Source organism: Nonomuraea glycinis (assembly GCF_014646515.1).
Taxonomy (GTDB): Bacteria; Actinomycetota; Actinomycetes; order Streptosporangiales; family Streptosporangiaceae; genus Nonomuraea; species Nonomuraea glycinis.
Map to the genome: position 1 here is coordinate 161,317 of NZ_BMNK01000001.1, position 14,895 is coordinate 176,211.

11 protein-coding genes are annotated in these 14,895 nt (G+C 70.5%); 8 read left to right on the forward strand and 3 right to left on the reverse strand.

Features of this window, described 5'->3' with window-relative positions:
* Window positions 1-5: 5 nt before the first annotated feature.
* Window positions 6-2,111, reverse strand: a complete 2,106-nt coding sequence (locus IEY87_RS00775) for an alpha-1,4-glucan--maltose-1-phosphate maltosyltransferase (protein ID WP_189136496.1) — start codon at window positions 2,109-2,111, stop codon at window positions 6-8.
* Between the two features lie 241 nt (window positions 2,112-2,352).
* On the opposite strand from IEY87_RS00775, the gene glgP reads away from it, so the two are divergent.
* Complete coding sequence (gene glgP, locus IEY87_RS00780; protein WP_189136497.1) at window positions 2,353-4,932, forward strand: alpha-glucan family phosphorylase; 2,580 nt, start codon at window positions 2,353-2,355, stop codon at window positions 4,930-4,932.
* 155 nt (window positions 4,933-5,087) lie between these two features.
* On the forward strand, window positions 5,088-5,984 hold the full coding sequence (locus tag IEY87_RS00785) for a MurR/RpiR family transcriptional regulator (RefSeq protein ID WP_189136498.1): 897 nt from the start codon (window positions 5,088-5,090) through the stop codon (window positions 5,982-5,984).
* A gap of 94 nt (window positions 5,985-6,078) precedes the next feature.
* Here IEY87_RS00785 and IEY87_RS00790 read toward each other — a convergent pair whose 3' ends face one another.
* On the reverse strand, window positions 6,079-7,992 hold the full coding sequence (locus IEY87_RS00790; protein ID WP_189136499.1) for a peptidoglycan recognition protein family protein: 1,914 nt from the start codon (window positions 7,990-7,992) through the stop codon (window positions 6,079-6,081).
* A gap of 112 nt (window positions 7,993-8,104) precedes the next feature.
* On the opposite strand from IEY87_RS00790, the gene IEY87_RS00795 reads away from it, so the two are divergent.
* Window positions 8,105-8,878, forward strand: a complete 774-nt coding sequence (locus IEY87_RS00795; RefSeq protein WP_189136500.1) for an enoyl-CoA hydratase/isomerase family protein — start codon at window positions 8,105-8,107, stop codon at window positions 8,876-8,878.
* Here the strand turns inward: IEY87_RS00795 and IEY87_RS00800 are convergent.
* On the reverse strand, window positions 8,865-9,965 hold the full coding sequence (locus IEY87_RS00800) for an endo-1,4-beta-xylanase (RefSeq protein WP_225276859.1): 1,101 nt from the start codon (window positions 9,963-9,965) through the stop codon (window positions 8,865-8,867). The two genes, IEY87_RS00795 and IEY87_RS00800, sit on opposite strands and share 14 nt — an antisense overlap.
* 220 nt (window positions 9,966-10,185) lie before the next feature.
* Here IEY87_RS00800 and IEY87_RS00805 point away from each other — a divergent pair, with 220 nt between their 5' ends.
* From IEY87_RS00805 to IEY87_RS00825, 5 genes are read left to right on the forward strand one after another with little or no spacing between them, the layout of a single operon-like run.
* Window positions 10,186-10,542 (forward strand): hypothetical protein, encoded by a 357-nt coding sequence (locus tag IEY87_RS00805; RefSeq protein ID WP_189136502.1) that lies wholly within the window; start codon window positions 10,186-10,188, stop codon window positions 10,540-10,542.
* Window positions 10,533-11,777, forward strand: coding sequence for a DUF6395 domain-containing protein (locus tag IEY87_RS00810; protein ID WP_189136503.1), 1,245 nt, complete (start codon window positions 10,533-10,535; stop codon window positions 11,775-11,777). The genes IEY87_RS00805 and IEY87_RS00810 overlap by 10 nt, the downstream gene beginning before the upstream one ends.
* Window positions 11,778-11,793: 16 nt before the next feature.
* Complete coding sequence (locus IEY87_RS00815; protein WP_189136504.1) at window positions 11,794-12,636, forward strand: M55 family metallopeptidase; 843 nt, start codon at window positions 11,794-11,796, stop codon at window positions 12,634-12,636.
* Between the two features lie 19 nt (window positions 12,637-12,655).
* The gene (locus IEY87_RS00820) at window positions 12,656-14,206 is read left to right on the forward strand and encodes a flavin monoamine oxidase family protein (protein WP_225276858.1); all 1,551 of its coding nucleotides are present in this window, start codon (window positions 12,656-12,658) and stop codon (window positions 14,204-14,206) included.
* 59 nt (window positions 14,207-14,265) lie between these two features.
* Window positions 14,266-14,778, forward strand: coding sequence for a YbaK/EbsC family protein (locus tag IEY87_RS00825; protein ID WP_189136505.1), 513 nt, complete (start codon window positions 14,266-14,268; stop codon window positions 14,776-14,778).
* The last annotated feature ends 117 nt before the right edge of the window (window positions 14,779-14,895 follow it).

Consider the following 14,895-nt stretch of genomic DNA (forward strand, 5'->3'; position numbering starts at 1 on the left):
CAGTTCTACCGTGGCGAGGCCCGTACGGTGAGAATGTGGGCAGGCTGGATGTGAGGGTCGAGGCGCACGTAGTTGCTCTGGCGCCAGCGGTAGGACTCGCCGGAGAGTTCGTCGTCGACGACGAACTCGGCGTTCCAGTCGAGCCCGATCGCGGGCAGGTCGAGTTCGACCGTGGCCTCGTGGGTGTGGTGCGGATCCAGGTTGATCACCGCCAGAACGACGTCGCCCAGCCCGTGCCTTCGTGTGGCCGTGTCATAGGCGCCCGGGAGTCGTTTGGAAAAGCAGATGATATCCGGTTGGTCGACCCGGTGGAATCGTAGGTTACGCAATTCCTGCAGTGCTGGATGGGCTCTTCGAAACAAATTCAAATGCGTGAGGAGAGGGGCCATGCTCCGGCCCTCTCGTTCCGCTAGAACCCAATTACGAGGTTTGTACTGATATTTTTCACTATCTAGATATTCCTCACTCCCCGGTCGTACGGGGACGTTCTCCGCGAGCTCGTAACCGGAGTAGACGCCCCAGGTCGGCGAGGCGAGCGCGGCCAGCACGGCTCTGATCTTGAAGGCGGGTACGCCGCCGTGCTGCAGGTACTCGTGCAGGATGTCCGGCGTGTTGACGAACAGGTTGGGCCGCAGGAACGACGACGTCACGTGCGCCAGCTCCGACAGGTACGCCTCCACGTCCGCCTTGGAATTCTTCCAGGTGTAGTACGTGTAGGACTGGTGGAAGCCCACCTTGGCCAGCATCTGGAGCATCGGCGGCCGGGTGAACGCCTCCGCCAGGAAGAGCACGTCCGGATCGGTGGCGTGGGTGTCGGCCATCAGCCGCTCCCAGAAGGCCACCGGCTTGGTGTGCGGGTTGTCCACCCGGAAGATCCGCACCCCGTGGTCCATCCAGTGCCGCAGCACCCGCTTGACCTCGGTGTAGATCCCCTCGGGGTCCCGGTCGAAGTTGATCGGGTAGATGTCCTGATATTTCTTCGGCGGGTTCTCGGCGTAGGCGATCGTGCCGTCCGCCCGGATCGTGAACCACTCCGGGTGCTCCTTGACCCACGGGTGGTCGGGGGAGCACTGCAGCGCGAAGTCGATCGCGACCTCCATGCCCAGCTCGCGGGCCCGGCTGACGAACTGCTCGAAGTCCTCCAGGGTGCCCAGCTCCGGGTGGATGGCGTCGTGGCCGCCGTCCTCCGAGCCGATGGCCCAGGGCGAGCCGGGCTCGTCCGGCTCGGGGCTGAGCGTGTTGTTGCGGCCCTTGCGGAACGTGGTGCCGATCGGGTGGATGGGCGGCAGGTAGACGACGTCGAAGCCCATCTTGGCGACCGCGGGCAGGCGCTTGGCAGCAGTCTGGAAATTTCCGGACTTGGAGATGCCGACCTCGTTGACCACCGCGCCCTCGGACCTGGGGAAGAACTCATACCAGGAGCCGTACAGCGCCCTGCGCCTGCTCACCCTGATCCGCTGCTGCTTGGCCCTGGTCACCATCTCGCGCAGCGGATGCGCCTCCAGCAGCGCGGCCGTCTCGGGCAGCTGCGCCACCGACAGCCGGGCCCTGGGGTCCAGGTCCTCGTCCCGCAGCGTGGCCGCGACCGCCAGCAGCGCCGCCCGGTGCCCGCACGGACTGTCGCCGTTCTTGCCGTTCGCGGTGCCGTTCTTGGTGCCGTTCCTGGCGGCCGTGGCCGCCAGGACGGCCTGCCCGTCGGGCCCCGGGCAGTCGGCCTGCCGGACGGCCTTGGCGGCCCGCTCGAACAGGCGGGCGCCCTCCTCGCACATCAGATCGCTGTCCAGGCCACGAGGGATCTTGATCTCGGCGTCGTGCAGCCACGTGGCGAGCGGATCACTCCAAGCCTCCACCCGGAACAGCCAATCGCCCTCGGTGGGCAGGCAGATCTCGACCGCCCACCTGTCGGTGCCCGACGCGCTCTCGCGCATCCGTCTCAGCCGGCCACGCTGCCCATCGGGCGCGGTGAGCACCACGCCCGCGGCCACGGCGTCGTGGCCCTCTCTGAACACGGTCGCCGAGACCGCGAAGGTCTCGCCGGCGACCGCCTTGGCGGGCCACTGCCCGCAGTCGACGACGGGGGAGATGTCCGTGATGGGAATTCGTCCGATCATCGCATTTCAAGGTTGCGACGGCACACTCGGTACCGCCGGAGGCTTTCTGTTACAGGAACGATCCTTGCATGTAAATTCTGGGCAGCAGTGGATGTACCTCCCGAGTGTCACCGGGAGCGTCGACATTGGAGAAAGTTGCCCCAATCCTCCGTCTTCATGCTTCGTCCGGGAAAGGGGTTTGAACGCCTTGGCTGGGGGTGAAGGACTCAGAGGTCCCTCCTAGCCCGTAGGGTTCAAAATTGTGAGAGCTATCCGCCGGTTCACCGTCCGGACTGTCCTGCCCGCGGAGCTGGCCGCACTAGGCGAGCTCGTGCACAACCTGCGCTGGTCCTGGCATCCAGAGACACTGGATCTGTTCGCCGAGGTCGACCCCGCCCTCTGGGCGCAGGTCGGCCACGACCCGGTCGCGCTGCTGGGCGCCGTGAGCCACGAGCGGCTGGCCGAGCTGGCCGCCGACCGCCGCTTCCTGCGCCGCCTCGCCGACGCCGCCGACGATCTACGGGAGTACATGACCGCGCCGCGGTGGTACCAGGCGCAACCCGACGGCGCGCACGCCATCGCCTACTTCTCCCCGGAGTACGGCATCGCCGCCGCCATGCCGCAGTACTCCGGCGGTCTCGGCATCCTCGCCGGGGACCACCTCAAGGCGGCCAGCGACCTGGGCGTGCCGATCCTGGCCGTCGGGCTGCTCTACCGCCACGGCTACTTCACCCAGTCGCTCTCGCCCGAGGGCTGGCAGCTGGAGCACTACCCGTCGCTGGACGCGGGCGGCCTGCCGCTGAGCCTGCTCAAGGACGACGGCGCCCCGGTCAAGATCCGCATCGGGCTGCCCGGCGAGCGGGCGCTGCACGCGCAGGTCTGGGTGGCGCAGGTCGGCAGGGTGCCGCTGCTGCTGCTCGACTCCGACGTGGCCGAGAACGACAACGCCGCCCGGGACGTCACCGACCGCCTCTACGGCGGCGGCACCGACCACCGGCTGATGCAGGAGCTGCTGCTGGGCGTGGGCGGGGTGCGGGCCATCCGCTCCTACTGCCGCGTCACCGGCCACGCCGAGCCTGAGGTCTTCCACACCAACGAGGGCCACGCGGGCTTCCTTGGCCTGGAGCGCATCCGCGAGCTCACCGAGGCCCGGCTCTCCTTCGACGAGGCGCTGGAGGTGGTGCGCGCCGGCACGGTGTTCACCACGCACACGCCCGTCCCCGCGGGCATCGACCGCTTCCCCGTCGACATGATCGCCCGCCAGTTCGGCGGCGACAACGCCTGGCCGACCGTGCCGGTCGAGCGCATCCTGGCGCTCGGCGCGGAGGCCGACCCCAGCAGGTTCAACATGGCCGTCATGGGCATGCGCCTGGCGCAGCGGGTCAACGGCGTCTCGGAGCTGCACGGCGAGGTCAGCCGGGACATGTTCAAAGAACTTTGGCCGGGATTCGACCTGGACGAGGTGCCGATCGGCTCCATCACCAACGGCGTGCACGCGCCGACCTGGGTGGGGCGCGAGTTCATGGAGCTGGCCGCCCGCGAGGTGCCCTCGCTGCTGGAGAAGGGGCGCGGCTGGGAGAACGTCCACAAGATCCCCGACGCCGAGATCTGGAACATCAGGAGCATCCTGCGGGCCCGCCTGGTCCAGGGCGCCAGGGACCGGCTCCGCAAGTCGTGGCGCGACCGTGGCGCGTCCCCGGCCGAGCTCGGCTGGGTCGACGACGTGCTGGACCCGGAGGTGCTGACGATCGGGTTCGCCCGGCGGGTGCCGTCCTACAAGCGGCTCACGCTGATGCTGCAGGACCCGGAGCGGCTGACCGAGCTGCTGCTGGACCCGGACAGGCCCGTGCAGATCGTGATCGCCGGCAAGGCGCACCCCGCCGACGAGGGCGGCAAGAAGCTGATCCAGCAGATCGTCAAGTTCGCCGACCGGGCCGAGGTGCGCCACCGCATCGTCTTCCTGCCGGACTACGACATGACGCTGGGCCAGCTCCTGGTCCAGGGCTGCGACGTCTGGCTCAACAACCCGCTGCGCCCGCTGGAGGCCTCGGGCACCTCCGGCATGAAGTCGGCGCTCAACGGCGGCCTCAACCTGTCCATCCGCGACGGCTGGTGGGACGAGTGGTACGACGGCACCAACGGCTGGGCCATCCCGACCGCCGACGGGGTGGACGACCCCGACCGGCGTGACGAGCTGGAGGCGACCGCCCTCTACGACCTGATCGAGCACGAGGTGGCCGACCGCTTCTACGACCGGGCCGGCGACGGGCTGCCGCGCCGCTGGATGGAGATGGTCAAGCACACGCTGACCTCGCTCGGCCCCAAGGTGCTGGCCGGCCGGATGCTGCGCGACTACGTGGTGGGTCTTTATCTCCCGGCCGCCCGCGCGGCCCATGTGCTGTCGGCCGACTCCCAGGCCGCCGCCAAGGCGTTCGCCGCCTGGCGGCTCAAGGTCACCAGGGCCTGGCCCGGCGTGCGGGTGGAGCACGTGGAGGGCTCCGGCATCGGCGACACCCCGGAGGTGGGCGCGTCGCTGGAGCTGCGCGCCACCATCGCGCTGGGCGACCTGGAGCCGGGCGACCTGCTGGTGGAGGCCGCCTACGGCAGGGTCGGCCCGCACGACGAGCTGATCCACCCCCACCACCTGGAGCTGACCGCCGGCGACGTGGACGACGACGGCCGGGCCCACTACAGCGGGGTGGTCCCGCTGGATCGGACCGGCGCCTTCGGCTACACCGTCCGGGTCGTCCCGCACCACCCGCTGGCCGCCGCCAAGGCCGAGCTGGGCCTCATCGCGGTGCCCGAGGAGCCCGCCGGCATGACCAACGGCATCCTGCGCTGATCCGGCGACCCATGCCTGTGGGGGCCGCCGGCGGCGTGCTGCGCTGATCCGGCGGCACCCACTCATGCCTGTGGGGGCCGCCGGCATCACCAGCGAAGCCTCGCGCCGATCCGGCGGCACCCGACCAATCCGCAGGCACCGGCATAATCGGGTCTGTGGATGACAGTGGCAACAGCCTGCGGGCAGACAATCTGGTGGCGACGGTCCGAGGCTTGCTGCCGTCGCTGACGCCGGCCGCCAGGACCGTCGCCCGTCTGATCCTCGAAGACCCGGCGACCGTGGCGAAGAGCACCATCACCGAGCTGTCGGCGGCCTCCGGCACCAGCGAGGCCACCATCGTGCGCACCGCGCGGCTGCTCGGCTTCGCCGGCTATCCGCAGCTGCGCCTGGCCCTGGCGGCGGCAGCGGCCCAGCCCGACCGGCTGGTGCCCGGCGATCTGGCGCCCGACGACCCGCTGTCGGAGGTCATCCAGAAGGTGGCCAGGGCCGAGTCCGAGGCGATCAACGACACGGTCGCCCAGCTCACCTCCGAGCGGCTCGGCCTGGTGGTCGACGCCATCGTGGGCGCCCGCCGGGTGGACGCCTACGGGGTGGGCGCCTCCGGGCTGGTGGCGCAGGACGTGGCCCAGAAGCTGCTGCGCATCGGCCTGTCCAGCCACGCCTTCCAGGACGCCCACCTGGCGTTGACCAGCGCGGTGCTGCTCAAGGCCGGTGACGTGGCGATCGGCATCAGCACCTCGGGCCAGACGCCCGACGTGATCGAGCCGCTCCGGCGGGCGGGGGAGGCGGGTGCGACCACCGTCGCGATCACCAACAACCCCCGCTCCGCCATCGCGGAGCTGGCCGAGCACGTGCTCATCTCGGCCGGGCGCGAGACGGAGTTCCGTCCCGGCGCCCTGGCCAGCCGGATCAGCCAGCTCCTCGTCGTCGACTGCGTCTTCGTCGGCGTCGCCCAGCGCACGTTCGACTCCTCCCAGGAGGCTCTCACCAGCACCAGGAGCGCCGTCGCGGAGTTCACCAGACGACCGACCCCCGCACGTCGCCAGCCGTGACGAGGTCCACGAGGCTGACGACCTCCGCGCGTCGTCAGCCGTATCGAGGTTCATGAGGCTGACGACCTCCGCGCGTCGTCAGCCGTGACGGGGTTCACCAGGCGAACGACACCCGTACGTCGTCGGCCTTCACGAACATCACTCGGTGCCCGAACTGGATCTGCAGGTACCTCGTCGTGCCCCGGACGACTTTGTGGCCGGCCGGGTCGAAGGTGACGGCTCGGTAGTACTCCGCCGCCGCGGGGCCGGCCAGCGTGTACTTCTCGCCCGCCGAGAACGTGTACTGCAGCGGGGTGACCGCCTGGTACGGAATGCCCTCGGGGTAGGCCTCCTGCTCCGGGTACGCCCTGCCGTACACCGGGACCGTCGCCAGGCCCGGCCTGGGCGTCACCACGAGGCCCGCCGACGGGATGGCGGTCCGCGCGGTCGCCGGGTTGTGGAACCACGACTTCTGGCCGAGGTACCAGATGGCCGTCCAGTCGCCCTGCCGCTCGGCCACCGCGTAGCGCTGACCGGTGCTCGCCCTGGCGCTGTGGTCGTACACGCTGTAGAGGGATTCGCCGGTCGGGTGCTTGCCGATGTCCTTGACCAGCGGCGCGTCCTCGCGCGGCGCGGTGCGCAGCCAGACCGTGCCCGCGCTGAGCGGCGGGCAGTCCGCCTCGGGGTTGGCGCGGTCGCAGCCGTAGAAGTGCGGCTTGTTGGTGGCGAAGTCGGGCCTGATCATGACGCTGCCCGCCTTCGGGCCGCCGAGCGGGTGCAGGGGGGCGCCGAGCAGCGTGAAGTAGTGCGCCCAGTCCCAGAAGGGGCCCGGGTCCTCGTGCATGCCCCGGACCGTGGTCGGCAGCGTGCCGGGCACGTTGTCGTGGCCGATGATGTGCGCCCGGTCCAGCGGCACGCCGTGCCTGAGCGCCAGGTAGCGCACCAGCTTGGCCGAGGTGCGGTACATCGCCTCGGTGTACCAGGTGCCGCCCTCGGCCAGGAAGCCCTCGTGCTCCAGGCCGATGGACTTGGCGTTGACGTACCAGTTGCCGGCGTGCCAGCCGACGTCCTTGGTCTTGATGTGCTGGGCGATGTGCCCGTCGGTGGAGCGCAGGGAGTAGTGCCAGCTCGCCCCGTAGGTGGCGTCCTGGACCAGGCCGATCGACGGGCCGAAGTAGCCCTCCATGTCATGGATGACGATGTAGTCGATCTTCTGGCCGGTGGGCCGGTTCGCCAGGTCGTGGTTGCCGTAGTCGTCCGGCGGCAGCTCCTCGTAGGCGGCCGGGATCCACTCGCACGAGATGGTGCGCGGGCACTCCACGCCGTCCCGGCGCGGCGGGCGCAGGCCCAGCTTCTCCAGCCAGGTGGCGACCGCGGACAGCCTGGGGACCGGCGCCAGCCTGACCCGCTGGCCGTCGTCGGTGACGCGCTCCTCGCCCGACTTGATGGTGGCGAAGACCTCGTCGGCGAAGAACTTGGCCGCCTCGGACTCCGCGGCCCCCGAATAGCGGGCGACCGCGCCGTACCACTGGCCGGGGTCGTCGCTGAGCGGCGCGCCGAGCGCCTTCTGGTAGTCGGCCAGCAGGGCCGCGCCGCCTCTGATGTTGGCCGCCGGGTCGGTGCGGAGCTCGTCGTGGCTCTCGCCGGTGAGCTGGGCGGCCTTCTCCATGGTGCGCAGCGAGGCGGGGATCTCGACGGGGGCGGGCGTCCCGGTCGGGGCGGGCATCGGCCTGCTGTCGTCGCCGCGCGGGTCCTCGGCGCCTTCGGCGTGGTGGTTGGTCCCGGTGTACGCGGCGGCGTCGGTCAGGTGCATGGGCCCGAATCCGGCGTCGTTGCTGGGCCGGCCGGCGTGGGCGTCCCAGCGTGACTCGAGGTAGGAGACGCCGAGCAGCACGCTCTCGGGCACCTGGAACTCCTCGGCCGCCGCGCTGAAGGCGCGCTGCCGGTCGTCCGGCGCCGCGGCATGCGCGACCGGGGTGTTGACTAAGGGCAGAATGACGACCGCGGCGATCGCCAGCGCTCTGCGCATGTACCGCTCCTTGACTGGGGGGTTCTGGACCGAGTCAGCGTCTCAATGATTTCCTTCTTCGGCGAGAGTTTTACGAAGGATTTTTTCAGACGTGGCGTTGTAGGGTCGGATCATGGCTGAGTACGTGAACGTCGAGGTGGCCGATCAGATCGCCACGATCCTGCTGGCCCGTCCCAAGATGAACGCGCTCAACGGCCAGGTCCAGCGGGAGATCGCCGAGGCGGCGCGGGCGGCGGACGCCGACCCGGAGGTGCACGCCGTCATCCTCTACGGCGGCGAGCGGGTCTTCGCGGCGGGCGCCGACATCAAGGAGATGGCCGGCATGACCTATGCAGACATGGCCACCCACTCCCGCACGCTGCAGGACTGCTTCACCGCCGTCGCCCGCGTCGGCAAGCCCGTCATCGCCGCCGTCACCGGTTATGCCCTGGGCGGCGGCTGCGAGCTCGCCCTGTGCGCCGACTTCCGGGTCGCGGGGGAGTCCGCCAAGCTGGGCCAGCCGGAGATCCAGCTCGGCATCATCCCCGGCGCCGGCGGCACCCAGCGGCTGCCCCGCCTGATCGGCCCGTCCCGGGCCAAGGACCTCATCTACAGCGGCCGGCACGTGCCGGCCGCCGAAGCCCTCGCCATCGGCCTGGTCGACCGGGTCGTCCCCGACGCCGAGGTCTACCAGGCCGCCCGCGACTGGGCCGCCACCTTCACCGGCGGCCCCACGGTCGCGCTGCGGGCCGCCAAGCAGGCCGTGGACCAGGGTTTGGAGGTGGACCTCGACACCGGGCTGGAGATCGAGCGGCTCCAGTTCGCCGGGCTCTTCGCGACGGATGACGCGAAGATCGGCATGGGGGCGTTCACCGAGAAGTCCACCCCCAAGTTCACCGGCCGCTGACCCTTCTGGTGGTCAGCAGCTTGTCGTAGGCCGGTTTCGGGGCCAGGTTCTCATCCAGCAGGCACGCCGAGCCCTCACCGTCGAACCAGCCCGGGACCCAGGAGTGCCGGTCGGTGAAGCCCCAGACGGTGAACTCCCGGCAGGCCCGCACGCTGAGGCAGTCGCTCAGCGCCCTGCCGTAGTAGTCCGCCTGGGTGGCGAGCTTCTCCGGCGTCACCGGCAGCACCATGCGCACGTCGAGCTCGGTGACGGCGATCTCCAGGCCGAGGTCGGCGAAGCGCCGCATGACGTTCGCCCAGTCACCCGGATAGTCGTACTGAATGCCGAGATGGCCCTGGAAGCCCATGCCGTCGATCGGCACCCGCTGGGCCTGCAGCTGTTTGATCAGGGTGAGGGTGGCCTCGATCTTGGGGACGTTCCACTCCACGTTGTAGTCGTTCAGGTAGAGCTTGGCGTGCGGGTCGGCGCGGTGCGCCCAGCGGAAGGCGTCGGCGATGTAGCCGGGGCCGAGGTGCGTCAGCCAGATGGTCTGCCGGGGCGTGCCGTCCTCGTTGAAGGCCTCGTTGACCACGTCCCAGGCCCTGACCTGGCCCTTGTAGCGGCGGACCTGGGTGGTGATGTGGTCGCGCAGGATCTGCCTGAGCTCGGTGGCGCCGATCGTGCCGTTCTCGACGCCGGTGGTCAGCCAGGCGGGGAGCTGGTTGTGCCAGACCAGCGTGTGGCCGCGCACCTGCTGGCCGTTGCGGCGCGCGTTGCGCACCACCTCGTCGGCGTCCTGCCAGGTGTACACGCCGCGTTCGGGCTCGACCGACTCCCACTTCATCGCGTTCTCCGCCGTGAGGTGGTCGAACTCGCGGTTGAGCCGGGCCTTGTAGTCCGGCTCGGCGCGCAGGACGGCGACGTCGACGGCGGAGCCGATGTTGATGCGGAGCTTGCGCGCCAGGTCCCGCAGGTCCTGCACACGGTGGGGCCCATGCTCGGACCCGTGCTCGGACCCGTGCCCGGGCCCGGTGGCGGTCGCGGACGCGGGTAAGGCGATGGCCGGCACGGCGAGTGCCAGCGCCAGAGCGAGGATCAGTGGTCTCATCGGTGCTCCTTGACGGCGACGGGGGGCAGGGCGCACGCCTTCGAAACTTTCGGACATACGACGATATATTTCGTCGAATGCCGGAAACGTAAGCGGGGACGGCGATGGCGTCAACACCCTTGTCAGGATTTTCCGGACGGGAATGCGCGGCCGCGGCAGTCATACAGATCTTGGCTGGCACGTCCTGACGGGGATGGGTTTGCCACTATGGTGGCGTTTCATGAAGCGCGTCCTCGTCCCCTCCCGGCTGCGTTCGGCGGTGCGCAGCTGGTTCGACTCCCGCTACATCTCCATAACTGACCATCGTCAGGACATCAGGGACGCCCTGTGGGAGGTGCAGACCCTGCGCCGGGAGATGGCCACCCTTCAGGGCGAGGTCGAGCGGCTGCGAAGCTCGGGACCGCCCGTGAAGGGCGGCGTGGACAAGGCCACCTTCGACCAGACGCGCAAGCTCGCCCAGGAGACCGCCAAGGCGCTCGACGGGCTGCTGCGCAACGAGGTGCTCCTCTGGCAGGCGGTCGACGACCTCAAGTCCCGGCTGCCGGCGCCCGAGAGCGAGGAGCGGCCGTGCGCGTGAGCTGGGCCGCGGGCAGACTGACCTTCCGCCTGGACCCCGAGGACGAGATCACCGGCAGGGCCGCCGACGGGCACCCGGTCAAGCTGGCCATCAACACCTGCACCCTGCACGACGTGCCGGAGGACGCGCACCCCGACCTGTTCGCCGTCGCCGCCTGGACCGTGGTCGCGCCGTGGACGCGCAGGAGGATCACCTTCGACCGGGCCGTCTCCGCCGGCCTGGCCGCCGCGCTGCACGACGGGTGGGGGATCGAGGCCGGGCCCGTGGGCGCCGAGCCGCGCCCGGCCGGGCGGCGGCTGGCGATCTCCTACAGCGGCGGCGCCGACTCCGTGGCCGCCGCGGCGATCTACCCTGAGGCCCCGTTCGTGCACTTCAAACGGGTCTCGCACGAACGGGTGCCGAACCGCTGGCAGCACTACCGCTCCGACGTGCTGGCCGACCTCGCGAGCAGGACCGGGCGCGAGCTCACCGTCGTGCCGTCCGACCTGGAGTTCACCCTGGCCGAGCCCAGGCCCGGCTATCCCGAGCACCACGCCGTCGCGGCGGGGGCGCTGCTGCTGGCCGACCGGCTGGACCTCGGCGGCCTGGCCTTCGGCTACGAGCTCGGCTCCCGCTGGCTGGGCGGCGGCCGCTACGTCAAGCGCTACACCCCGGACAACCCCATGTGGGCGCCGCACGGCGCGTGGGGGCGGCTGTTCGCCGCGGCGGGCGTGCACATCGTGCTGCCGGTGGGCGGCGTGAGCGAGGCCGTCACCATGCGCCTGGCCCTGGACTCCGATCTCAAGGATCAGGTCCGCTGGTGCCTGACCGGCGTCAAAGGCCCCTGCCGCACCTGTGCCAAGTGCCTGTACAAAGAGCTCATCCAGGCCGCCGTCGAGCGCCGCCCGCTCGACACCCCCATCACCGCCGACCATCCGCGCGCCGCCAAGTGGCTCCGCCCGCCCCCGTACGGCGGTCAGGAGATGGTCGAGTACGGCCTCGCCCGCGTCCCCGGCATCGAGCGGACCCTCTTCGGCGGGATCATGCACCACTTCGACGCCACCGAGGAGTCCACGAGCTGGCTCGATCACTGCTACCCGCCCGCGATCGAGGAGATCGCCGCTCCCTGGCGCGGCAGGGCGGCCGCCTTCATGACCTCGGAGGTCGGCCTCATGACGCGCGAGGAGGCGCTCCGGGTGGAGACGTGGGGCACCGCCGGGCAGGGCACGCCGCCCACCCGGAAGAATGCGGTGTGATGAGAAGGAGCGGCGGATGAGGGTGTACCTGTCGGTCGACATGGAGGGCGTCACCGGGCTGACCGACCCCGAGGAGATGCACGCGGGCAAGCGCGGCTACGAGCGCGGCTGCGAGCTGATGACGGCCGACGCCAACGCCGCCATCGACGGCGCGTTCGCGGCGGGCGCGGACAGGGCGCTGGTCAACGACGCGCACGGGTCGACCAAGAACCTGCGGATCGACCTGCTCGACCCGCGTGCCAGCCTGATCCGCGGGCCGGGCAAGGCGCAGCGGATGGCGCAGGGGCTCGACGGGTCCTTCCAGGCCGCCTGCCTGGTCGGCTATCACGCGCGGGCCGGGGTGCGGCACGGGGTGCTCAACCACACCTGGATGGGCAAGGAGATCCAGAACGTCTACCTCAACGGCGAGGAGTGCGGCGAGACGCGGGTGGTGGCGGCGTGCGCCGGCTTCCACGGTGTCCCCGTCGTGCTGGTGACCGGGGACGAGGCGGTCGGCGAAGAGGCGCGTGAGCTGCTCGGCGACGTGGAGACCGTCGCGGTCAAGAAGGGCATCGACAAGTTCTCGGCCGAGTTGCTGCCGCCGAGCGTGGCCCAGGCTCGGATCCGTGAGGCCACGGTGCGAGCACTCAGCCGGTTGAGCGACTTCACGCCCTACACGATTCCGGCGCCGTACACGCTGGGGGTGGAGTGGAACTCCACCGCGATCGCGGCCGCTGTGGCGCTGGTTCCCGGGGTCAAGTCGGTGGGGTCGCGGCACACCGAGTTCACCACCGACGACTACACGGAGATCATGGCGCTGTTCGGCATCTTCGCCACCATCGGCGGCCAGGTCGCCTGCGGCAGCGGTCCGTACGGCTGAGCGCACGGGAGTAGCTGACGTGGAGGGTGCGGCGCTGACCAGGCGCGGGCTGCTGGTGGGCATCGGGGCCGCCGGGGGCGCCGGCGCGATGTACGCGGCCATGGGGGCGCTCGGGCTGGCGCCCGGCGACCAGGACAAGGCGTTCGTGCCGCCGCGGGCGAGCGACTTCTCGCTGCAGGGCAGGGCCGCGGGCAAGGTGGTGATCCTCGGGGCCGGGGTGGCGGGGCTGACGGCGGCCTACGAGCTCGGCAAGGCGGGCTACGACTGCACGCTGCTGGAGGCCAGGGGCAAGGCGGGCGGGCGGAACCTCACGTTACGCGGCGGGGACCGGCTGACCGAGCTGAACGGGCCGGCGCAGCAGGTGACGTTCGGGGAAAGGGCCTACTTCAACGCGGGGCCCGCCCGGATCGCGCCGTGGATGGTCACCCTGGACTACTGCCGCGAGCTGGGCATCCCCATCGAGACGTTCGTGAACCGCAACGCGCACGCCTACGTGCACACCAGCGGCCAGACGGTCCGGTCGGGAGCGGCCCGAGCCGACATGTACGGATATGTCGCCGAACTCCTCGCCAAAGCGACAGACCTCGGCGCGCTCGACAAAAAGCTCACCCGAGACGACCGGGAGCGGCTGCTGGAATTCCTCACCAGGTTCGGCGACCTCGGCCCCAAGCTCGACTACGAGGGCTCCAGCAGGCGCGGCTACGCCGAACTCCCCGGCCTGGACGCCGGCGCACCGCTCGGCGCGCCGGGCACGCTCAGCCAGGTCCTTGCCGCCGGCACCGGCCGGGCGATCACCAACGACTTCGGCTACGAGCAGGCCACGCCGATGTTCCAGCCGGTCGGCGGCATGGACGCGATCGTCACCGGACTCGTCGAGGCGGTCGGCGCGGACCGGATCAGGACCGGCGCCCAGGTCACCCAGATCACCAGCCTGGCCGACGGCGTGGAGGTCACCTGGCGCGGCGGCCGGATGAAGGCCGACTACTGCGTGGCCACCCTCCCGCCGCACGTGCTGGCGAAGATCCCGCACAACCTGGGCGAACCCGTCACGGCCGCGCTCCGCACGCCCGTCCCCGTCGCGGCCGGCAAGATCGGCCTGGAGTACGGCAGGCGCTGGTGGGAGATCGAGGACCGGATCTACGGCGGCATCACCGAGACCGACCTGGACATCACCCACATCTGGTACCCCTCGCACGACTACCACGCCGCCCGTGGCGTGGTAGTCGGCTACTACAACACCGGGGCCGAGGCCGAGCTGTACGGCGCGCTCACCCCCGAGGACCGCCGCCGCCGCGCGCTCACCCAGGGCAAGAAGATCCACGGCGAGAAATACCGCGCGGACGTGCTGTCGGCCGCCTCGATCGCCTGGGAGCGCCAGGAGCACATCCAGGGCGGCTGGGTACGCTGGCCGGTCATTGATTCGTCCTTCACTCTTCTGCAACGTCCCAGCGCGAGGGTGTACTTCGCGGGTGATTGGCTCACCCACCTGATCGCCTGGCAGGCGGGAGCCATGCAGTCGGCCCGCAGTGCCGTCACTCAGCTGCACCAGCGGGTGCTGCGGTCCCCGTGACGGCGCACGCCGCTCCCGTGACCGGCGTAGGGTCCTGGGAGAGCGATCGAGGAGCTGGGATGACGTTGGACTGGGTGCCCGCCACCGAGCGGAGCGACCTGCTGGCCGATCCGGTGGCGCGTGCCGTGGGCGAGATCGACGGCGTGCGGGTGGCCGAGATCGACCCCGAGCTGGCCGACACGGCCGCGTTCTGCGAGCGCTACGGCGTGCCGCTGGACGCGTCGGCCAACTGCGTGGTCGTCGCGGCCAAGCGCGGCGGCGAGACCCGCTACGCGGCCTGCATGGTGCTGGCCACGACGCGGGCGGACGTCAACGGCGTGGTGCGCAGGCACCTGGACGCGCGCAAGGCGAGTTTCGCGCCGATGGCACAGGCGGTGGAGCTCACCGGCATGGAGTACGGCGGCATCACCCCGGTCGGCCTGCCCGACGACTGGCCGATCCTGGTGGACACGGCGGTCGCCGAGCATCCGGAGGTGATCATCGGCAGCGGTGTGCGCCGCTCCAAACTCGCCCTGTCCGGGGCCGCGCTGGCCTCGCTGAAGAGTGCTTACGTGATGAGCTTGGCCAACTGACGCCAATTCGAGACCGTTGATTGGGAAACCGATGGGCCCTGTCTGGACGTTGTACGACTGGGAATGTGGCCTCGTGGTTCATCTCGTGGGCGGGGATTAAGCCGGTATGGTGCTTCA